Source organism: Streptococcus oralis (assembly GCF_023110055.1).
Taxonomy (GTDB): Bacteria; Bacillota; Bacilli; order Lactobacillales; family Streptococcaceae; genus Streptococcus; species Streptococcus oralis_BY.
Genome location: NZ_JALDVG010000004.1, coordinates 13,547 through 34,839, shown reverse-complemented (window position 1 = coordinate 34,839; position 21,293 = coordinate 13,547). Strand labels below are relative to the sequence as shown.

At 42.1% G+C, this 21,293-nt stretch carries 23 protein-coding genes; all 23 read right to left on the bottom strand.

The annotated features are described in order from the left end of the window. Positions 1 to 270 precede the first annotated feature (270 nt). Positions 271 to 2,922 (bottom strand): bifunctional acetaldehyde-CoA/alcohol dehydrogenase, encoded by a 2,652-nt coding sequence (gene adhE, locus M1G01_RS09515; protein ID WP_247931691.1) that lies wholly within the window; start codon positions 2,920 to 2,922, stop codon positions 271 to 273. Between the two features lie 295 nt (positions 2,923 to 3,217). Further along, a complete protein-coding gene (locus tag M1G01_RS09510) occupies positions 3,218 to 3,631 on the bottom strand; it encodes an MORN repeat-containing protein (RefSeq protein ID WP_000410457.1) in 414 nt (137 codons plus the stop codon). Next, positions 3,618 to 4,061 (bottom strand): low molecular weight protein-tyrosine-phosphatase, encoded by a 444-nt coding sequence (locus M1G01_RS09505; protein ID WP_247931690.1) that lies wholly within the window; start codon positions 4,059 to 4,061, stop codon positions 3,618 to 3,620. Before M1G01_RS09505 ends, M1G01_RS09510 begins: the two co-directional genes overlap by 14 nt. A 47-nt stretch (positions 4,062 to 4,108) precedes the next feature. Continuing rightward, entirely contained in the window at positions 4,109 to 4,429 is a 321-nt protein-coding gene (gene yajC / locus M1G01_RS09500) for a preprotein translocase subunit YajC (protein ID WP_070657906.1), read from the bottom strand. Between the two features lie 117 nt (positions 4,430 to 4,546). Next, positions 4,547 to 6,523 (bottom strand): transketolase, encoded by a 1,977-nt coding sequence (gene tkt, locus M1G01_RS09495; protein ID WP_247931689.1) that lies wholly within the window; start codon positions 6,521 to 6,523, stop codon positions 4,547 to 4,549. A 117-nt stretch (positions 6,524 to 6,640) separates the two neighbouring features. Continuing rightward, positions 6,641 to 7,264, bottom strand: coding sequence for a ribonuclease P (locus M1G01_RS09490; protein ID WP_247931688.1), 624 nt, complete (start codon positions 7,262 to 7,264; stop codon positions 6,641 to 6,643). A gap of 55 nt (positions 7,265 to 7,319) precedes the next feature. After that, positions 7,320 to 8,306, bottom strand: coding sequence for an RNA-binding cell elongation regulator Jag/EloR (jag, locus tag M1G01_RS09485; protein ID WP_247931687.1), 987 nt, complete (start codon positions 8,304 to 8,306; stop codon positions 7,320 to 7,322). Positions 8,307 to 8,320: 14 nt separating this feature from the next. After that, on the bottom strand, positions 8,321 to 9,148 hold the full coding sequence (locus tag M1G01_RS09480) for a membrane protein insertase YidC (protein WP_000728097.1): 828 nt from the start codon (positions 9,146 to 9,148) through the stop codon (positions 8,321 to 8,323). Next, the gene (gene rnpA, locus M1G01_RS09475; RefSeq protein ID WP_000748120.1) at positions 9,123 to 9,494 is read right to left on the bottom strand and encodes a ribonuclease P protein component; all 372 of its coding nucleotides are present in this window, start codon (positions 9,492 to 9,494) and stop codon (positions 9,123 to 9,125) included. The genes M1G01_RS09480 and rnpA overlap by 26 nt, the downstream gene beginning before the upstream one ends. 149 nt (positions 9,495 to 9,643) lie before the next feature. Then, the gene (locus tag M1G01_RS09470) at positions 9,644 to 10,834 is read right to left on the bottom strand and encodes an acetate kinase (RefSeq protein WP_000167790.1); all 1,191 of its coding nucleotides are present in this window, start codon (positions 10,832 to 10,834) and stop codon (positions 9,644 to 9,646) included. Positions 10,835 to 10,885: 51 nt separating this feature from the next. Then, positions 10,886 to 11,839: a class I SAM-dependent methyltransferase gene (locus tag M1G01_RS09465; RefSeq protein ID WP_049519113.1), complete on the bottom strand. Its 954-nt coding sequence runs from the start codon at positions 11,837 to 11,839 to the stop codon at positions 10,886 to 10,888. 58 nt (positions 11,840 to 11,897) lie between these two features. Next, the gene (locus M1G01_RS09460; RefSeq protein ID WP_247931686.1) at positions 11,898 to 12,488 is read right to left on the bottom strand and encodes a class I SAM-dependent methyltransferase; all 591 of its coding nucleotides are present in this window, start codon (positions 12,486 to 12,488) and stop codon (positions 11,898 to 11,900) included. 32 nt (positions 12,489 to 12,520) lie between these two features. Continuing rightward, positions 12,521 to 12,934: a competence type IV pilus minor pilin ComGG gene (gene comGG / locus M1G01_RS09455; RefSeq protein WP_247931685.1), complete on the bottom strand. Its 414-nt coding sequence runs from the start codon at positions 12,932 to 12,934 to the stop codon at positions 12,521 to 12,523. Next, positions 12,912 to 13,373, bottom strand: a complete 462-nt coding sequence (gene comGF / locus M1G01_RS09450; protein WP_247931684.1) for a competence type IV pilus minor pilin ComGF — start codon at positions 13,371 to 13,373, stop codon at positions 12,912 to 12,914. The genes comGG and comGF overlap by 23 nt, the downstream gene beginning before the upstream one ends. Next, entirely contained in the window at positions 13,336 to 13,638 is a 303-nt protein-coding gene (comGE, locus tag M1G01_RS09445; protein ID WP_195595061.1) for a competence type IV pilus minor pilin ComGE, read from the bottom strand. The genes comGF and comGE overlap by 38 nt, the downstream gene beginning before the upstream one ends. After that, positions 13,601 to 14,035, bottom strand: coding sequence for a competence type IV pilus minor pilin ComGD (comGD, locus tag M1G01_RS09440; protein ID WP_247931683.1), 435 nt, complete (start codon positions 14,033 to 14,035; stop codon positions 13,601 to 13,603). Before comGD ends, comGE begins: the two co-directional genes overlap by 38 nt. Next, complete coding sequence (gene comGC / locus M1G01_RS09435) at positions 13,998 to 14,321, bottom strand: competence type IV pilus major pilin ComGC (protein ID WP_000735798.1); 324 nt, start codon at positions 14,319 to 14,321, stop codon at positions 13,998 to 14,000. Before comGC ends, comGD begins: the two co-directional genes overlap by 38 nt. Position 14,322: 1 nt before the next feature. Beyond that, positions 14,323 to 15,339 carry a competence type IV pilus assembly protein ComGB gene (comGB, locus tag M1G01_RS09430; RefSeq protein WP_247931693.1) on the bottom strand — a complete coding sequence of 339 codons (1,017 nt, stop codon included), beginning with the start codon at positions 15,337 to 15,339 and terminating at the stop codon, positions 14,323 to 14,325. After that, on the bottom strand, positions 15,287 to 16,228 hold the full coding sequence (gene comGA / locus M1G01_RS09425) for a competence type IV pilus ATPase ComGA (protein ID WP_247931682.1): 942 nt from the start codon (positions 16,226 to 16,228) through the stop codon (positions 15,287 to 15,289). Before comGA ends, comGB begins: the two co-directional genes overlap by 53 nt. A gap of 63 nt (positions 16,229 to 16,291) precedes the next feature. Then, the gene (locus M1G01_RS09420; protein WP_247931681.1) at positions 16,292 to 16,657 is read right to left on the bottom strand and encodes a DUF1033 family protein; all 366 of its coding nucleotides are present in this window, start codon (positions 16,655 to 16,657) and stop codon (positions 16,292 to 16,294) included. 154 nt (positions 16,658 to 16,811) lie between these two features. Next, positions 16,812 to 17,963: an N-acetylglucosamine-6-phosphate deacetylase gene (gene nagA / locus M1G01_RS09415; RefSeq protein WP_247931680.1), complete on the bottom strand. Its 1,152-nt coding sequence runs from the start codon at positions 17,961 to 17,963 to the stop codon at positions 16,812 to 16,814. A 140-nt stretch (positions 17,964 to 18,103) separates the two neighbouring features. After that, positions 18,104 to 19,921: an acyltransferase family protein gene (locus M1G01_RS09410; RefSeq protein ID WP_247931679.1), complete on the bottom strand. Its 1,818-nt coding sequence runs from the start codon at positions 19,919 to 19,921 to the stop codon at positions 18,104 to 18,106. 133 nt (positions 19,922 to 20,054) lie between these two features. Continuing rightward, complete coding sequence (gene tgt, locus M1G01_RS09405; protein ID WP_001285238.1) at positions 20,055 to 21,197, bottom strand: tRNA guanosine(34) transglycosylase Tgt; 1,143 nt, start codon at positions 21,195 to 21,197, stop codon at positions 20,055 to 20,057. Positions 21,198 to 21,293 lie beyond the last annotated feature (96 nt).

Sequence of the window (21,293 nt, the reverse complement as noted above, 5' to 3'; positions counted from 1 at the left end):
TAACTTGAATCACTACAAATCACCTTTCAACAAACCTATTATATAACTATTTGAGTTTAATTGCAAGTATGGGCGTTGATTTTCTCTCCTGCTTTTCTACTTTTTCTCCCCCTTTTCATTCATCTATTCTTTTATTTTCAAAGCATATCTCTAGAATCTTTTATAATATCTGCATATTTTCTTCATTTCAAGGTAAAACTCCGATTTCAACTCTTTCAGAGTTTACAAAAAAAGAGACAGGATCACTCCTGCCTCTAGGCTGATAAACGATTATTTACGACGTCCTGGACGTTCTGCATAACCATAGTAAGCATCTGCCATGATTTCTTCCATGTCAGCTACCATTGGCAAGCGTGGGTTCGCAGGAGAACATTGGTCTTCATAAGCAAGCAAGGCAATTTCATGCAAGCTGTCTTTCCAAGCTTTTTCATCGATTCCAAAGCCTTTGAAGTTCATTGTGATTCCAACTGCTTCACCAAGTTCGTAAACTGCTTTAGCGTATGCTTCAACTGCTTCTTCTGGAGTTGAGTGAGGCAAGCCAAGCATTTTCGCGATGTCTTGGAATTTCTCATCAGCTTTCCAGTAGTTGTATTTAGGCCATGTAGTAGTCTTAGATGGACGAGTTCCGTTGTAACGGATAACATATGGAAGCAAGATTGCGTTTGTACGTCCGTGAACAGTATGGTGAACACCACCGATCTTGTGGGCCATTGAGTGGCTCATACCAAGGAAGGCATTGGCGAAGGCCATACCAGCCATCGTAGACGCATTATGCATTTTTTCACGTGCTTCTGGGTCAGCTGTCTTAACAGATTTTTCCAACCATTCAAAGACAAGTTTGATTGTTTGAAGCGCAATACCGTCTGTGTAGTCGTTAGCAAAGTTTGAAGTGTAGGCTTCAGTCGCGTGAGTCAAGACGTCCATACCTGTATCAGCAGCGATGAAGTCTGGAACTGACTCAACCAAAGCAGGGTCAACAATGGCAATAGTTGGTGTCAATGAGTAGTCAGCCAATGGGTATTTGCGGTTGTTTTTCTTATCAGAGATAACGGCAAATGGTGTTACTTCTGAACCTGTACCTGAAGTTGTTGGAATACCGATGTACTTCGCTTTCTTACCAAGTGATGGGAAGCGGAAGGCACGTTTACGGATGTCCATGAATTTTTGAACCAAGTCACGGAAGTCGATTTCTGGTTGTTCGTAGAAGAGCCACATTACTTTGGCCGCGTCCATTGGAGAACCACCACCAAGAGCAATGATTGTGTCTGGTTCAAATGCTTTCATCACTTCAGCACCACGTTCTACAGTTGTGATGTCTGGATCTGGTTCAACATCTGAGAAGACTTGAATAGTTACACGGTTGCTACGTGCGTTCAATTGATCAATAACACGTTGAACAAAGCCAAGTTTTTCGATCGATTTGTCTGTAACAATCAGAACGCGTTCAATATCTTCACATGTTTGAAGGTATTGGATAGAATTGCGTTCGAAGTAAATTTTTGAAGGAACTTTAAACCATTGCATATTATTTCTACGTTTCCCTACTTTCTTGATGTTTAGAAGGTTGATCGCACTCACGTTATCACCGACTGAGTTGTGTCCATATGAACCACATCCAAGTGTCAATGATGGAATGAAGGCGTTGTATACGTCACCGATACCACCGAAAGTAGATGGAGAGTTCCAGATAATACGCATTGCTTTGATTTCTGTACCAAAGCGTTTAGCAAGAGCTTCGTCTTTTGTATGAATAGCTGCTGAGTGACCAAGTCCGTTAAACTCAACCATTTGGCGAGCTTTTTTAAGACCGTCTTCTGTATCTTCAGCTTTTAGGACAGCGATAACTGGTGACAATTTTTCACGAGTCAATGGTTCTTTCGGTCCTACTTCTGCACATTCTGCAGCCAAGATGTTTGTTCCTTCTGGAACGCTGAATCCTGCTTGTTCAGCAATCCATGCTGCTGGTTTACCAACGATGTTTGCGTTTAGTTTAGCACCTGCACAGTTTTTGCTGTTTGCTTTCACGCCGAAACAGAATTCTTCAAGAAGCGCTTTTTCTTTCTTGTTTACAAAGTAAGTGTGATATGATTTGAATTCTTCTACAAATTCGTCATATACTTCTTTATCAATGATAACCGCTTGTTCTGATGCACAGACCATCCCATTATCAAATGATTTAGACATAACGATGTCATGAGCAGCTTGACGAAGGTCAGCAGATTTTTCTACATAGGCAGGAACGTTTCCGGCACCTACCCCAAGAGCTGGTTTTCCACATGAGTATGCAGCTTTAACCATAGCGTTCCCACCAGTTGCAAGAATAGTTGCAACACCTTCGTGGTTCATTAGCGCTCCAGTTGCTTCCATAGATGGCTTTGTAATCCATTGAACACAGTTTTCAGGTGCGCCAGCTGCGATGGCTGCATCACGAACGATTTGTGCTGCGTGAGCTGATGATTCTTGAGCTGATGGGTGGAAGGCAAAAACGATTGGGTTACGTGTTTTCAAAGCAATGAGTGATTTGAAAATCGCTGTTGAAGTTGGGTTTGTTGTCGGAGTGACACCACAGATTACCCCTACAGGCTCCGCAATCTTTGTCAAACCTGTAATTGGATCATCTTCAATAACTCCAACTGTTTTAACTCCACGCATATTGTTCACTACGTGTTCGCAGGCAAATAGGTTTTTTGTCGCCTTGTCTTCAAATACTCCACGACCAGTTTCTTCAACTGCGTGTTGTGCAAGGATACCGTGCGCGTCAAGTGCGGCAACCGAAGCTTTTGCCACGATATAGTCAACTTGCTCTTGGTTCAACTTGCGCATTTCATCAAGCGCAACCAAGGCTTTTTTCACGAGACCATCGACATGCTTTTCAGCAGCAAGTTGTTTTTCCTCTGGGGTTACTGTTTTTTTATCAGCCATATTATCCTCCATAGCCTTTAAGGATGTTATCCTTTGTTAATTATTTCACAAATTTATTATAACTCTTTTTTTATGCTTTGTAAACAGTTTCATAAGCATTTCACAAAGAAATTTTCTAAGATTGTGATTTTTTTCTCAATATAGCTATACAATAGAGTTTTGTCTGGACGATTGTGAAATTATGGAAAAAATTTTTTTATTTCACAAAGTTTTTCTAGTTGATAGTTAGTTATCGAATTCAAGACAAGAAAGCGTTTTCTTTTCAGGCTTTGAAAATAGTCTCCTAACTTGGAGACTACTGTTTTTGCTGAAAAACGCCTTGTTTAAAGGTCCCCTCATAAACAACTTCTTGCTCTGTAGTCAACTTCCCTTGACCTTCAGCCTGACCATTTACAAAATCACCTTCGTATTTCCAGCCATCTTTTGATTGAAAAGTCCCTTTACCATTAAAAGCCCCATTATTGAACTCTCCTGTGTATTGGTCCCCGTTTTCAAAGGTCATAGTCCCCTGACCATTCATCTTCCCTCTTACCAAGGTTCCATCATAAACAAGCGCACCATTGTCAAGTGTCAGTACACCCTTTTTTGGAGTGTTTAGTAGAAAAACTGATACGGCGCAGATAGCGATTAGAAGAACGGTTGCAATCTCTATACGCGGGCGAGTTAGATATACTCGATATTTTTCAAAGATTTTTTTAAACTTTTCCATTGTCACTCTCATTTTCTAAACGGTCTAACCAGCTTTGGCATCCACTTGTGATGCGCGCATAGGTTTCCTCAAAATCTCCTGTGTACCATGGATCTGGAACACTTTCTGCCGCAAAAGAGTAGATCTTGTACTGTAGTTCCTGAGGGCACATTTTACGCAGATCTGAAACGTTTGAAGCATCCATACCGATAATGTAATCAAACGATTCAAAGTCTTCCCTGCCAATCTGAAGCGATGTTTTGTCTTTATCATACGGGATCTGATATTGCTGGAAAATCCCTTGCGTTCCCTTATGAATCGGATTGCCATGTTCCCATGATGACGTTGCCCGGCTTTCGACGTGGTAATCGCTCGTCATGGATTTCATCACAAACTCTGCCATGGGGCTACGACAGATATTTCCTAAGCAAACAAATACTATTTTTTTCATCCCTTTTCCTCTCATCTCATAGAAAAACGGGAGTGACAGATCCCGTTTTATTCTTCGATTGCTCCGCTTTCGTCAACAACTGTTCCTTCTGGTGTCACAGCCTCTTTGAGTGGCAAAACGGTCTTGATAGCAGCCAATTCAAAGGTCAAATAAACGCCATCTACATCCAGTACGATTGTACCTTTCTCAGTATCTACTTCATCCACTGTTCCGTAAAGTCCACCAATTGTAATGACTTCATAGCCTTTTTGAAGCTTGTTCAAGCTTTCCATACGCTTTTGTGCTTGTTTCTTTTGAGAACGTTGCATAAAGAACATCAAGGCAAACATACCTACAAGCATGATTAAGAAAGTAATATTTGGATTCATTGTTTTCTCCTTTGTGTTTTACATAGGACTACTATATCAAATTTCAGCTACTTTTACAAGATTGTGCCTTGTTTTTATGGTTATAAAAAATCAGAGTTTTCACTCTGATTTTTGTGATTATTTCAAGTTTTGAACGACTTTGACTAGATTTTCAACTGTAAATCCGTACTCTGCCAATACTTTTGGTGCTGGGGCAGATGCTCCAAAGGTATCAATACCGAGAACGGCACCATCAAGACCAACATACTTGTACCAGTTTTGAGTTGCACCCATTTCGACTGCAACACGACGGCGAACTGCATTTGGAAGGATTTCTTCCTTGTAAGCTGCATCTTGTGCGTCAAAGACATCTGTTGATGGCATGCTGACTACACGGACTTTTACACCTTGACTAGCCAATTCTTTGGCAGCTGCGACCGCCAAATTCACCTCTGAACCTGTTGCAATCAAGATCGTATCAAAGTCTGCTGCATTTTCATAGACGACATAGGCACCTTTCGCAACTTTGTCAAAGTCTGTTCCCTCTTCGACAGTCAAGTTTTGACGTGTCAAGACAAGAGCAGTTGGTGTTTTTTCGCTTGTCACTGCAAGGTACCAAGCTGCTTGAGTTTCACGCGCATCTGCTGGGCGGAAAACATTGAGATTTGGCATAGCACGAAGACCTGCTAAGTGTTCAACTGGTTCGTGCGTTGGACCATCTTCCCCAACTGCGATTGAATCGTGGGTAAAGACATAAGTCACAGGAAGTCCTTGCAAGGCTGACAAGCGGACAGCTGCTTTCACATAGTCAGAGAAGACGAAGAAAGTACCACCGTATACACGAAGTCCACCGTGAAGGGCCATCCCGTTCAAGATTGTTCCCATTGCAAACTCACGAACACCAAACTGAATGTTGCGGTTCAAGCGATTAGCGTCGTCTTGAAGTCCGTCCGTTTTGATATAAGTCATGTTTGAGTGAGCGAGGTCAGCTGAACCACCTAAGAAAGTTGGCAATTTAGCAGCTACAACGTTCAAAGCATCCTGGCTTGAATTACGAGTTGCTTGAGAGAAACCATTTTCTAAGGCTGGGAAGTCTGCTGGAGTCACCTCAACTGGGTCACGTCCGTCGATGATGGCTTCTACTTCTGTAGCCAGTTCTGGATGAGCTTCTTTATAATCAGCAACTAATTTTGTCCAAGCTTGATAAGCTGATGCGCCACGGTCTGCAACATTTTCTTTGAAATCAGCATAAACTTCAGCTGGGATTTCAAATGGTTCATAGTCCCAACCGAGAGCTTGGCGAGTAGCCGCAGTTTCATCTGCTCCAAGAGGAGCACCGTGTACCGCATTGGTTCCTTGTTTGTTTGGAGAACCGTATCCAATAACAGTCTTCACTTCAATCAAAGATGGTTTGCCTGAAGCTTTAGCTGTTTCGATAGCAGCATGGATTGCTTCCAAGTCTGTTCCATCTTCAACCAAGGCTGTATGCCAACCGTAGGCATTGTAACGGTCACGAACACTTTCTGTAAAGGAATCTTTTGTCTCACCATCCAAGTTAATGTCATTTGAATCATAAAGAACCACCAACTTGTCAAGCTTTTGCAAGCCTGCATATGAAGCCGCCTCACTTGAGACACCTTCCATCAAATCTCCGTCTCCACAGATCACATAAGTATAGTGGTCAAAGATATTGAAGCCTTCGCGGTTATACTTCGCTGCAAGGAAGCGTTCTGCTTGGGCAAAACCAGTAGCAGTAGAAATCCCTTGTCCTAGAGGACCAGTTGTAGCGTCAACCCCTGCTGTATGACCAAATTCTGGGTGACCTGGTGTTTTTGAACCCCATTGGCGGAAGTTCTTGACTTCATCCATGCTAACATCTTCAAAACCAGAGAGGTGAAGAAGGGCATAAAGAAGCATTGAGCCGTGTCCTGCTGAAAGAATAAAGCGATCGCGGTTGATCCAGTTTGGTTGAGCTGGATTGATACGAAGTTGCTTTGTAAAGAGGCTATAGGCCATTGGAGCAGCCCCCATAACCACCCCTGGGTGACCTGAGTTTGCTTTGTTGATGGCGTCAATACCTAGAAAACGAATTGCATTAACAGATAGATTTGACATAGAATTTCCTTTCTCTTTGAGGTGATTAATGAATCACACATCCTATTTTACTATTATATGAAAAAATGCATAGAATAGCAATAAAACAATTTGCGTTCATCTAACACATTTGATTTTCTATTCCCTCGTCACTTCGTAGTACGGAAGCAAGCGCGCATATGCCTCTTCTAGCTTCTCCAATATCGCTTCTACTGACTGATTTGCAATGAAGGAAACATCTGCCTTAACCAAAACTTTACGGACTTCCTGACTTCTCACCTTCTCACGTAAAGTATGACGATTCTCCTCAGTAGCCTCCGCCTTATGACTTTCTCCATTTGAATAGACTAGATAATAAATTCCTTCTACCGCTGGAAGTTCTAAAACCTTGGCTTGCTTGTCTAAAGTCTGTTCATCTTTCTTGCGCTCGATGAAACTGACTTCCAAAGAAATCCCATAATTAGTAGGTGTTCCATACAAACGAAGAGCCATCATAGGTTCTGTCACTTGTCCGTCTCTCTGTAGATAGGCCCAGAAATGCGGTCGCAAGCGTTGCGCTTGGTTCATCCACTGACTAGTCTGTTGCAGTTGCCATTCTGGATGACTTGCTTGAAAGGTTTTGACCAATTCTGTAAAAGACTTCCGAGCCTCTTGACCTTTTTGCCGCAAGTCCAGCATCTTTTCTCTTTCATCACCAGCTTTATCAGGATTACGGTACTGGACCCCTGCAAATGATAGGTATTCTCTAACTGCTTTCAGCATATCTGAATCTTTCCTTTCCTAGCAAAAAATCAGGACGAACCTGATTTTGCTTTGCTTATTCTGCATCTACGACAACATAGCGATTTGGCTCGTCACCTTCAGAGTAACTCGTCACGCCATCCATGCGTGAAATAATGCGATGGATAATCTTGCGTTCGCTATTTGACATTGGATCTGTTTGTTGGCTACGTCCTTCTTCTAAAACGCGAGTCGCCAATTTTTGAGCGTAGGTTTGCAAGACTTCTGCACGGTGTTCAACGTAATCATTGACATTGATTGTGATGTAGAAGGTTCTTGAATATCGATTGTAAAGGTAATTTTGCGCTAACAGTTGAAGAGCTTTCAAGACTTTTCCGTGGTAACCGATAATACGACCTGGTTCATTCGTGTCAATTTGAAGATTGATAGTTCGGCGATTGTAGTCGCTTGAAATCGTCCCTTCAACATCCATATCATCTACAATGGTTTGAACGTAGCTAGCTACTTCAGTTGCCACTTGTTCGATGTCATAACTTGGTTCTACTTTCAAGCCTAAATCTTCCAAAGATTGACTCGCTACTTCCTGCCTTTCAGTTTCTTTTTCTGGAGCAGATTCCACTTCCTCGGTAGTATCCTCTGGTTCCAAATCATTTAAAATTGAAATATGGCCTGTTTCTTCCAAAATCGTGCTGGCATGCTTTTCATTTTTCAAGATTTCAGCCTTGACCTCTTCAGAAACACCTTGACCTTCTTCTTCAATCTTCTTAATCGCTTCCACTACATGACCCAAATCAACAGTTGCTTCACTGACTGTTTTCACGGGTTCATTTTTTTCATTAACTTCTTTTGGAACCCCTTTAATGGCCTGCTGATTGGCTTTGATCACTGTCGTTTCACTAATCGCTTCGATATCAACTTGAGCTGGCTTCTTACCAAACAAGCCTAAGAATCCTTTTTTCTCTTTCGAAACGACCTTGATGTGGGCCTTCATTCTTGGAATGTCTAATTCTTTCAATCCTTTTTGGATTGCTTCTTCAACCGTTGAACCTGTAAATAATACCATTACCAGATTCCTCCTTATTTTTTCTTTTTCTGTGCTTTTTTCAAGGCTCTTCTCTTCTTGCCTTCTAAATCTTTTTCTGCTTGCGCCACTGCTTCTCTTTCAGCAATGATCTTGAAAGGATTGTTCAAGAAATAGGTTTGCAGAACTTGGTAAGCATTGGATACAGCCCAGTACAAGGCTACACCACTTGGGGCGGAGATGGCAAAAACAAAGATCAATACAGGCATACCATACATCATCCCTGTCGTAGCTCCACTTTTTTCAGACAAAGCTTTATTCGATAACCAGCTACTCAAGAAGGTAAAGACTGCCGCCAAAATTGGAAGGACAAAACTTGTATCTACTCCTCCCAAATTAATCCATAAAAAGTGACCTGTTTTCAAAAAGTCTACTCGACTCAAGGCTTGAAAGAGTGCCAAAAGAACCGGCATTTGTATTAAAATCGGCCAGAGAGAGGATGAATGTTTGATTCCTAACTCTTTATAAACCTTACGCATCTCCTGGTCTAGCTTGGTTCTACTTTCCATATCACGACCCGGATATTGCTCTCGCAAAGCCTTGATGCGCGGTTGAGCCTCTTGCATTTTTCTAGAGGCAACCATCTGTGTCTGAAAGACAGGCAATAAAATCGTCCGAATCAAAATCGTGAAGAGAATAATCCCCACTCCGATACTAATGTCAAAGGACAAAAAGCGGATAATTTCAGCAAAAAAATAGACGAATTTGCTCCAAAAGTCTGTCGAATCTGCTGTTATATCGCTAGCTGTACCATTTGTTGCACAGGCTGTCATGATAAACAAGGACAAGCCTAACAAACTAGTCAACTGTAGTTTCTTTTTCACTCCCATTTCCTTCCTGGTAAATCTTTGATAACTTTAATACGTGGAGTAGGTTTTTCTCCATCTCTGCATATTCCAAGGTTTCCACCCCTTTTCGGGCAATCACGACAAAATCAACATGCTCTACTAAACTCCCTTTTACACTTTGTAGAATGTGCCGGATTCGTCTCTTGATTTGATTTCTGGTAACTGCATTCCCCAGCTTTTTACTGACGGACAGTCCTACTCGAAAATGGTTTTGCTGGTTTTCCAATTGGTAGACAACAAATTTTCGATTGGCAAAACTTGTTCCGTCCTTGAAAATCGCCTTAAAATCTTTCTCTCTTTTTACACGAAAGCTTTTCTTCAAAACTCAACTCCATCTATTAAATTACTACTATTATACCATATTTTTTGAAAAAGCCAATAACAGCAAGGTTTTAGACATTTTCTACATAAAAAAAGCTGGAAAATCTCTTTCCCAACTTCTTTTTACAATCAAATTTTACGTGTATTTACTTATTTTTTCAAGCGCTCAACATCGCGTGCAATCACCAATTCTTCATCTGTTGGAATAACCAAGACACGGATTTTCGCTGCGTCAGTTGAGATGTCTCCCGTTACGCCAAAGACGTTCTTTTCTGGATCCACATCACAACCAAACCAAGAGATACCTGAAATGACATCCTCACGAACCAAAGCTGCATTTTCACCGATACCTGCTGTGAAGATAATCGCATCTGCTCCATTTAAGACTGCAAGGTATTGACCGATATGTTTTTGGATACGATCAACATACATTTCATAGGCTAAAGTCGCATCATGATCTCCTGCTTCCATGGCAGCAATCACATCACGCATATCGCTTGACTGACCAGAAACTCCCATAAGCCCTGATTCACGATTGAGAACGCGACTAATATCTTCTGGGGTATTAAAATCCTCTGTATATTGCATGAGATAAGGGATGATAGCAGGGTCAATATCTCCTGTACGAGTTCCCATCATCACACCTCCAAGTGGTGTGAATCCCATAGAAGTATCCACAGACTTCCCACCCTTAACAGCTGTGATAGAAGCCCCGTTACCAATATGGCAGGTAATCAATTTCAAATCTTCTAGAGGACGGCCCAAAAGTTTCGCTGCTTCTCCTGCGACAAACTGGTGGCTTGTCCCGTGGGCACCATATTTACGAACCTTGTTGTCTGTGTAATATTTAGTTGGTAGAGGGTAGCGATAAGCCTTTTCTGGCATGGTTGTGTGGAATGAGGTATCAAATACGACAACACTGGTAATATCTGGAAGCAATTCCTTAAATGCGCGAATTCCAGCTGCGTTAGCTGGATTGTGAAGGGGAGCCAAGAGTCCCAATTCCTCAACTTTTTCTAACACATCTCCCTCAACAACTGTTGATTCCTTGAAATATTCACCACCTGCAACGACCCGGTGTCCGACACCTGTAATCTCATCGTACCCTTTGATAATGTCAAAACGAATCAAGTCATCCAATAAAATTTTAACGGCTTGCGTGTGATCTTCAATATCAAGAATTTGTTGCTCCGAACGACCGTCAAATTTTACTGTTGAAATGGAATCTTTCAATCCAATACGTTCAATCAAGCCTTTAGCCAAAACTTTCTCTTCAGGCATTTGATAAAGTTGCCATTTCAAGCTTGAGCTTCCTGCATTGATTGCAATTGTTTTTGTCATAAGATGATACCTCTTTTTTAAGCGTTTTCATCTATTATAACAAAATCTCTTTTATATTTCAGTACCTTTGCTCCAATTTTGAAAATTTTCTTTAAAGGTCAACAAAACTGACGGATCTTGCAAGCTAGTAAGAGGGTAAACAAAGGGTTCTATTTCTTTATCTCTTTTCTTCTGTAAGACAAAAATACTTTTAGCTTGGCTTGCAGTTGAGAAAATATCCTCTGGCAGAGCGATGATGGCAGCCAGACTCACTTCGTCTTTGAGCCACCCTTTTAATAAGTCACTTTGAGGACTGGTCAATAAATCACTCGGAGCTAGAAAAATAGCATAGCCATCTGACTTAAGGTACTTGAGCCCTTGCTCCATCAGCAAATGATGGGCATAGGTATGCTCTTGACTAGAAGCCACTTGATAGCGCGAAGCGATGGCATCGTCTGGGTAATAGCCAACAGGCAAGTCGCTAATGACCACGTCGCTTTCCTTAAGCATTTGCGGACGAACCGCGTCGCCTTGAACAAAACCAGCCTGTAAACCAATCACATCTGCCATACTGGCTGCCAAATCAATCAGCAAGTCATCCACTTCGATTCCCAAGTAATCTACTTTTTTAGAGAGAGAAGTCAAGAAAGTAGCCCCCAAAATGCCCATACCAGAACCTATTTCGAGGATGCTAATTTCCTCTTGTTCAAACAACTCTTCCACAACAAGTACCAAGAGGAGGGCAATGGCATCTGGTGTAAACTGGTGATTGGCCTGTAAAGGTTCCGTTTGTCCTGCCTTCATCAAGAGAAACTGGTAGGTCTTGAGCCACTCTTCCTTGCGAAGCGCTAAGCGCTTAAGGGCTTGATTGTTCTCCTTGACCTGCTCCAGCTCTGTCTCGCCATCTAGGTAGATACTATTTTGCTCTACTAAGGCATCATAAAAGTTGGTCGCCAAATCACTTTGGATGACTTGGACATTCTCTAGTAAATACGTATAAGCTTGTTCAATTTTTTCAAAATCCATATTCCTATCTTATCAAATTTCCCTCCTTTTTTCCATCTGAAGAGAAAAAATCACTGCTTTAGTCAGCGAGTGATTTTTGGGCTACTGTTAAAAAGAGTTCTGAATAATTTCCGAGGAAAAGACCTTCAGCACTATAGAGAATCTGACTGTCAATGCTTGAAAAACCATTCTGAGCGAGCTTGGTTTCCAGTTCAGCTAAATCAAAACCATGATGGTTAGGCTCTATCTTAGTAAAATCAGCAATGAAGACCTGTCCATTCTCCCTAAGGTGATGGTGAAACATGGCAAGAGTCGCATCTATATCAGGCATATGATGAAGAACCCGACTGACAACAATCAGGTCAAATTGCTGCTCCAAGGGATTTGCCAGTAAATCCTGCTCCAAAAACTGGATATTCTTGATGTCTTGTTGCTCTGCTTTCAAACGGGCTTGCTCCAGCATTTTCTCTGAAATGTCCACAAGGGTAACCGACTTGGCTTGCTTAGCTAGAGGCAAAGCTAACAGACCCGTTCCACCACCAAAGTCCAGTATTTCCTTGTCTGATAGAAAATCAATCTGTGCTTCAACTGCTTGACAAACCAAGTTTGCAAGGAAGATATTTTTAGGGGAATCAAAGGTTTCTGCTTTGTGATTAAAATCGTGTTTCATGTTTTTAGTTTAGCACAAAGTAGTTGAATTGACTAGGAATTATCTTTCTTTTCAGGCTTTTCTTCTGATTTTTTCTTCCCTGCTTGATTGCTTGAATCAGTCGCTACCTCTTCCTTTTTAGCTGTTTTCTTTTCTTGGTTTTCCATCGGAGGAAAGAGAAATTCATAGTCTCCCTTATTCATACGAACACTTGTTGCAAAACCTGTTTTCGTATTGTGATACCTGACTTTTCCTAAGTTAAAAACTTGTTCCCCACTTTCTTGCTCAGCCTTATCCTTACTTCGCTTGGCCATGGCAAAAGCTGCCAACTTCTCTTTGTTTAGGGTATAGTCTTTGTGATGGGCGACTTGCCGGTTCAAATAAAACTGCAACAAAAGGCTAAAAATAGCTGCCATGGTGACTGCATATAAGAGAACGCCTGCCTTAACTTTTTGCTTTTTCCACACGATAGATGAACTCCCTTTCTAAGCCTTTTTGAAACTGGAAACGGAAGCGAACCAGTTGATTTCCCTCTGTAATTTGAGCTGATTTAAGTCCATAAACCATAGGTTGGTAGCCCCGTCCACTGCTATCGGTCTTCCGAAAATCATCCGATTTAGATTTCCCTATAGAGATATCCTTACCATCCTGTTTCATGTAGAGGCGATTGCCTTCTACCTTTTCAAACTGCGAACGCTCTAACTCTGCCTCCAGTTGATCCACAAACAAGAGCCACTCCTTTTGCTCGCTTTGCTGCTGGTAACGAACTTCTGAAATGAGAAGCTGACCCATAGCTTGAAAAAGGAGCAAGCCTACGCTAATGACGATAAGGGCAATCAGTGATTCTAAGAGAGTAAACGCTCTTACCTTACTGCTCTTTAAGGTCGAGTAACTTCTCTGAACCATGGTAGACCTCCACTCCTTTTTCACTAGCAAATACCTGAATCTCAACTCCATTTATGTTTACCTGATTTTGCCCTGTTTGCAGAGCCATCTTAGCTACACGCAAGACTTCTTCCTTTTGCAAGATTTCTGCCTCTTCTTGTCTATTTTTCTGAATTTGCCCCAAAAGAAGGGTCGCAATGCTGGCAAACACAGCCAAAGCTACTACTGCTTCTAGTAAGATTACTGCCCTAATTTTTTGTTTCCTTAATGCGTTTAATTTTTCCATTTCCTAGATATAATTGATAGCGAATCGCTCCTTTGCTGGTTTGAAATTCAACCTTAGCCAGGGACGAATTGCCTCCAGCTCGGTCAAATATAATGCTTTGTCCTGAGGGTGCCTGAATTCCTTTAGGAACGGTCAAGTTTTGACTGCCATTGCTGATCGTCTGTCCATCTAAGTTCAGACTGATCTTTTGCTGACTGGCTACACTGCGTTTTTGCGTTTCCCGATAGAGTTCTTCAAACTCCATAAAGAAAATCTGCTCCTCTACCGCTGCAAAACTGGACTGAACTGATCCGGACAAGCCCAAAGCAAGAACACTCACAAGTCCCAAAACAAGGAGACTTTCCAACATAGTAAAGGCCTTAATCTGCAACAGTTTGACTTGTTTTTTGTTTTGCATGATAGTCTTTATAAGCTTTAGCTTGCTCAGCTGTGATACGGCCGTCCGCTTGTAATTTGCTGAGACTGGCGTCATCATTTTTATCCAAACGATAGAGTTCTGCCTGGCTTTCCACGACCTTGACAACAGCAGCTTTTCCTTTATCATCTACGGCATCCTTTTGCTTGGTCAAATTGGGCACAAAGAGCAAGAGAAGTACGCTGATGATAAGCAAGACGACTAACATTTCTACCAAAGTGAAAGCTTTAACCTTGGCTTTTTTTAAATTTGTCATGAGTTTTTTCATTTTAAAAATTTACCTCCATATTTTGATACATGGGCATAAGCATTGCCGCATAAAGTAAAACGATAATCAGGGCCACAAAGATAAAAACCAGTGGCTGCACCAGATTCATGGTACGATTAACTCGGGTAAAAAAGGCTTCCCAAGTCTTCTCAGCATAGATTTCCAACTCACTCCCCAGCTTGGACTTGACTTCCCCATACTCGATGATGAGACTCAACTCCTTTTTAAAGAAAGGATAGGTTCCTATAGTCTGAGAAAATTCGCGGCCATTTTGCAGGGCTTGAGCCAGATCTTGACCGATTTCTTTAAAGAGCTGGGAACCTTGTTCCTGCATGATCTGAAAAATCTGCGTCAGCTCCATTCCCTGCGAAATCATATTGCCCCATTCACGCGCATAATAGGCTGTCAGATAGGTCTGGACAAAGATTCCCAGAAAGGGAATCCGTGCTAACATTGAGAAGACCCGCATCTTGGAACTTCTTTTGTAGAAAGTGAGGGCTAAAAGTACAGATAGAGCGCAAACCAGCACTAGTCCCAGAAATATTTGTGGCAGATTGCCAATGATTTGGGTGGCGATATTGCTACTGTCCAGTTGGGGGAGTAGATAGTTTCTCAATCCCAGCATGATTAGCAGGAGAAATCCCAGCAAAATCAGGGGATAGGTCGCCACTTCGATTAATTTTTTCTTGACCTTGGACAAATTATCCAGATATTCTTCTATCTTCCCCAGACTCAGATGGAGATTTCCATGAACTTCAGCTAGGGATAATTGGGTCACGATGGCACTTGAAAAACCCAAGCTGTTCATCATTTCTGAGAAGGATTTCCCCTGAGACAAGCCTTGGTGCATCTGGGCCACATAGTCCTTTTCCAGCAGGGCACTTCTGCCCAAAAAAGAAATAATTTCCACCAAATGAAAGCCACTGGAAAAGAGGTTGTTAAACAGGGTGATGATTTTCTTCTGCTTAGCTGTAGCTAATTTTTTCCGTTTCAGCCTGAAGACTTGTGATATGTCCATCTTTAAGAAGCTGATCAATCTGCTCATTCCAGCTAGTTGGCTGGTGTTCTTGATAGTCTTTGTTTGCAAAGTCAACGATTCCTCCTCCCCCGATTAATCTCTGGTAGCAGACTCCTTGCAGGACAACTGCTAGTTCCTCCTCCGTCACACCCAACTCCAGAAGGCGTTCATAAACTCCTCGGATACTCTTGGCATGAATGGTTGAAAAGACTGTCGCACCTGTCAAACTGGCTCTGACCACTGCACGCGCCGTCTCGCTATCCCGAATTTCACCAATAATCAAGAGGTCCGGACGATGCCGGAGAGACAGTTTGATCAGATTTTCATAGGTCAATCCAATCGCCTCATTCAACTGCAACTGGAGCATGTCGTCCTGCTTGATTTCGACAGGATCTTCGATGGACATGACCTGCTGCCCCTTAAAAAGTGACTTGGCCAATTCGTGCATCAAGGTCGTCTTGCCACTTCCAACTGGACCTGCAAAAAGGTAGAGGCCCCTTTGCCTGTGTTGTTCCCCTAATTCTGCTAGATCCTGAAACCAAAATCGCAACTCTCTTTCCTCATCGTGCAACAAACGAATGACCAAACTCTCATACCCCCGATAATCTCCCACGGTAGACAAACGCAGAGAAGACACCTTCTCCCCATGCTGATAGTCGCAAGAGCCCAGCTGACTACGTCTCTTCTCTCCTACATTCATACCCGCTACAAACTTAAAATGACTAATCACAGCAGCTAAAATATCAAACTCATAGGAGTCAACGAGACACCGTTCGTCTCCAATCCGCATGTGAAGTTCGTAGGACTTTTCCTTGGGAATAAAATAGATATCCTGAGCCTTCTTTTCTTTCGCAGTAGCAATAATTTTTTGTGCAATTTCTTGTACCATACCGCCCTCCTTATCTAACTATTCGCAAAAAAATAAAAAAAGCAACTTAAAAAGTTGCTTTTTTTATCTCCATTTCATGCGGCAAGAACGGTGCTTTTCTTGACCTGTTTGTTTTTCATAACCTGGACGTAGCTTTTCATCGGGGATGACTTGCTCATCCTGTAAAAGTGCCAAAGAATGGTACTGTTGCAAATACTCATCACACTCATCACACCAGCGTTTATCAGCAGGATCCCAAAAAATAGTCATCAAATCACTCCGACTCTTATAAAGAGGATTCTTCTTTTCCAACTCAAACCAGCATAACTTATAATATTTGAGAGCATCATAATACTTGTCAAAAGATTGACTCATGATGACATCTTCTTCCCAGCCTTCTATGAACCACCACGGTTCAAAGTCCCCATACATTTCTATAACACGATACATTCTTACTACTTCCTTTGTACCGTATATTATATCTAATTTTTTATTACAAGAAAAGGATTTTGCTTGTTTCCCACATTAGGAATTTCTTTAATCCTATTATTTTCATCTGATAATAAAAATAGGAGTCCCTTATTGACCCCTATTTTTTATCTTCTTAGGCTTGATAACGTTTCACACCATCTAGGTAGGTTGCTACCAATTCCAAATCTTTATCTAGGACGATAAAGTCAGCATCATAACCTTCACGGATTTGACCGCACACATCATCGATGTGAACAGATTTTGCTGGGTTGAGGCTGGCCATCATGACTGCTTCATGCGGGTTCGCAATGCCCCATTCGACTACATTTTTCAAACCATCTTTGAGTTTAAGGATAGAACCTGCCAAATTGCCTGTAGATTTGAGGCGAGCAGTTCCATTGGCAACTACTACTGGGAATTCTCCCAACATGTAGTCTCCATCTTCCAAGCCACCAGCTGTCATACAGTCTGTGATAAGAGCGATATTTTCAGTTCCTTTTTGTTTGAGCAAAATATCACAGGCCTTTGGATCCACATGGTGACCATCACAAATCAATTCAGCGTAAGTATGTGGCAACTCATACATGGCTCCCACCATACCGAGCTCACGGTGAGTCAACCCACGCATTCCGTTGTAGGCATGTACCCAAACACTCGCTCCAGCGTCGACTGCTTTTTTAGCTTCATCAAATGTCGCATTGGAGTGTCCAAGAGCAACAGTCACACCTTCGCCCGTAATCGTACGAACAAAGTCTTCTACATCTTCACGTTCTGGTGCAAGGGCAATTTTATTAAGCAAGCCATTTGCTGCTTTTTGCCAAGCACGAAACTCATCCATACGAGGATCTTTCATGTAAGCAGGGTTTTGAGCTCCTTTGTATTTCTCTGTGAAATAAGGGCCTTCAAAATAGATCCCACGAATCTTGGCTCCACTTGCTTCCTGGTAACGAGCACCGATATTTTCAGTTACCGCAAGCAACTGCTCGTAAGAGGAAGTCAAAGTCGTTGGCAAGAAGCTGGTAACACCCGTGCTAAGCAAGCCTTCACTCATGGTATGAAGGGTTCCTTCGATGTTATTGTCCATGACATCGACACCACCAAATCCATGAATGTGGGTATCCACAAGTCCTGGTGCAATGCTATAACCGGTATAGTCAATCACCTCAGCTCCTTCAGGAATCTGTTCTACATGTTTGCCAAACTTGCCATCCACAAGTTCCAAGTAACCGCCACGACGAACTCCGTGTGGGTAGAAAAACTGATCCGCTTTAATATAATTAGGCATAATGATAACCTCCTTGATAGATTGATTCTAGAATTTATTATGTCAATTACATTATAAACCTTTCTTTTTCATTTGTAAATGGTATAGACCTATTTTTCATAGATATTTTAAAAGAGCTGGATTTCTCCAACTCTTTGATCTTATTTTGATTTTACAGGTAGCTCTTGAGCAGCCTTGACAGCAGCTGCAATCGTTTCTGCGTAAAGTTTAGCACCTTCTTCAATCATGTTGCTATCATTTCCAAAGTGGACTTGGTCAGTTCCAGCCCAGATTTCAGGGTGTTCCTTAGCGACCTTATTCCAGTCAGCGACGCTCACATATGGATTCTTTTCAGCTAATTCTCTCGCATAAGCCGCATACTGCTCCACTGATGCATAAGTGTCCTTGCTCTTGTCTCCCTCATAAGGTGTCACCAGTATCAGATGGTGTCCTTTCGGTAGATTGTTCACGATGCTGTCCAAATCATTCTTATAGCCTTCAGGATTGTTGACCCCCGTTGCAATGACAACTGTTTTTAAAAGCGCCTTGTTCTGGCTATTATTGAGCATGATGTCATTGGCTTGCTTGGTCGTCCGACTAACCTGAGCATTGATATTTGCATCAGGAAGCGCCTCTTTTAAGGATGTATTGGCACGTAAAGTCACTGAATCCCCAATCAGACTCGTTCCCTCAGAAATTCCTAGGCGACTGACTTCAGCTTGTTCAGCCAGAGTCTTTGTTTGTCCTATATTGGTCTGAGCTTGCTTGAAACCATTGACCATCAAGTCTGTCTCAAAGGCTCCAACTTGAGGAGCCATAGCTATGATAATCAAGGCAATCAGGGTAAGAATGCCAGCAGCACCAGCACTAATTGGTTTAATATGAGGCAATCGACTAATCTTCCGTATTAAAGGATTGGATTTACCGGCAATCAATGGCTCAATAATATAGAAGGATAGGATAGCAAAGAAATAAGAAAAGATGATTGTCAGAATAACAGCAGGCAGATTACTCATCAACTGAGAAAAGATAATATAAAAAGGCCAGTGGAAAAGATAAACCGCGTAACTAGTATCCGCTAAAAATGTAATGATCCGAGGTTCTTGTATCTCAGGCGTTTTCTCATGCAAGACACGCGCAGCAAAAATCATGGTCACTGCCGCTAAACTTGCTAGCAAGAAGCCAAATAAGTACGCAAACAGGTAGGTGAACTTGACAAAGAAAGTCAAGAGCATTAACACCAAGAGACCTGCAGCAAATACCAGTAGATTCTGACGAATATCCCACATCCGATCAAACTGCTTGACTAAGTCGCTCGTCTGACGAACCCCCACAACTGTCGCAAATATACTTCCTAAAAAGAACGGGTAGACATGGGTCAAACTTGAAAAGTAGACAGATGAATAGGAACTAGCCATTAGACTACCAATAAACATGGAGAAAAAGCTAATGATAAAAGCTCCTGCAGAAAGGAGAAAGACCATCCCTCTCAATTGACTACTAGATTTTGAACGTTTCGATAAGAACCAAACCGCTAAGCCCCAAAGGATATAGTAGTGAACCTCAACAGCTAGACTCCAGTTGTGAACAAAGAGATGCGGAATGAACTGGGATTCATAACTTCCCCCTGTTAACATTTCGTAGAAGTTGGTCATAAAACCGAGAACTCCAGCTATCTGGCCACCAATTCCAGCAACATAGTCTTGACGAACCAAGAAAGTAAAAGGCATGGTCACCAAAACCATCAGCACTACAGGTGGCACGATGCGGTAAAACCGTCTCTTAAAAAAGCCCAACAAATCAATCTGATGTGCCTTCCCAAATTCTTCTAAAAGGAGGGAGGTGATCAAAAATCCTGAAAAAGTGAAAAAGACATCTACCCCAAAGAATCCTCCAGGAAAGATTGTTTGAAAGAAGTGGTACAAAAGCACCAAAAGTAAACCTGTAATCCTAATCAAGGAAAACCATTTAATACGCATACGAGTCTATTCTCCATTAAATTAGGAAGCAAAACACCACCTAATTTCCATTCCATTATACTCCCTATTCTATCAAAAAAATAGGAAAAATCCTAAGAGAAAACTTAGGATTTTGGCATTCTATTTTTACACTTTAGAAATTGCGCCCTGACTTGTTGTAGCCATATTTTTCTACAAAATACTCACGAAATTCCAAGAGATTGTCATCCATGATGGCTTGGCGGACCTGCTTCATCAGGTTGAGCAAGAAGTAGAGATTGTGGTAACTAGTCAAGCGGATACCAAAGGTTTCATCAGCCTTGAGCAGGTGACGAAGATAAGCGCGTGTGTAGTTCTTACATGTGTAGCAATCACACTCAGGATCCAGTGGCGTAAAATCTTCAGCGAATTGGGCATTCTTGACAACCAAACGACCTCGGCTGGTCATACAAGTTCCGTTACGAGCAATACGAGTTGGCAAGACACAGTCAAACATATCTACACCACGAATGACTCCATCAATCAAGCTATCTGGCGCTCCCACACCCATCAAATAGCGAGGTTTGTTTTCAGGAAGAAGTTGGGTTGTGAAGTCCAAGACGGCATTCATTTCTTCGTGCGTTTCTCCCACTGCCAAACCACCGATAGAGTAGCCTGGGAAATCCATGCTGACAAGGTCATGAGCTGACTGACGGCGAAGGTCTTCAAAGCCTGCCCCCTGTACAATTCCAAACAAACCTTGGTCATGCGGGCGACGGTGAGCCTTCAAACCACGCTCAGCCCAACGGCTAGTACGCTCGATTGATTTCTTAACGTAGTCATAAGGTTGGTAAAACTGAGGACATTCATCAAAAGACATCATGATGTCGGAGCCTAGATTATTCTGAATAGAGATGGCCTTTTCTGGCGATAGGAACATCTTGGAACCATTGAGATGGTTTTTAAAGGTTACTCCTTCTTCGGTGATATTTCGGCTATCAGCTAGGGAATAAACCTGGAAACCACCACTATCCGTCAAGATTGGTTGGTCCCAATTCATGAACTTGTGGAGACCACCTGCGCGTGCGATGAGTTCATCTCCAGGGCGAAGCCAGAGATGATAGGTATTAGAGAGGATAATCCCTGATCCCATCTCCTTCAACTCCTCTGGTGACTGGGTTTTTACAGTAGCTTGGGTCCCAACTGGCATAAACATAGGCGTTGGAAAAGTACCGTGCGGGGTGATGATTTCTCCCAGACGAGCTCCTGTATGTTTTTCTTTCTTAATCAAACGGTATTTGATTGGTGAATCTGACATTTTCTACCTCCGAAGCTGGGAAAGACAGTCCCAGTTCATACTTTGTGCCCAAAGGCATACTGTATGATTTTATCAAAAAAACTAGGAACTGTCACG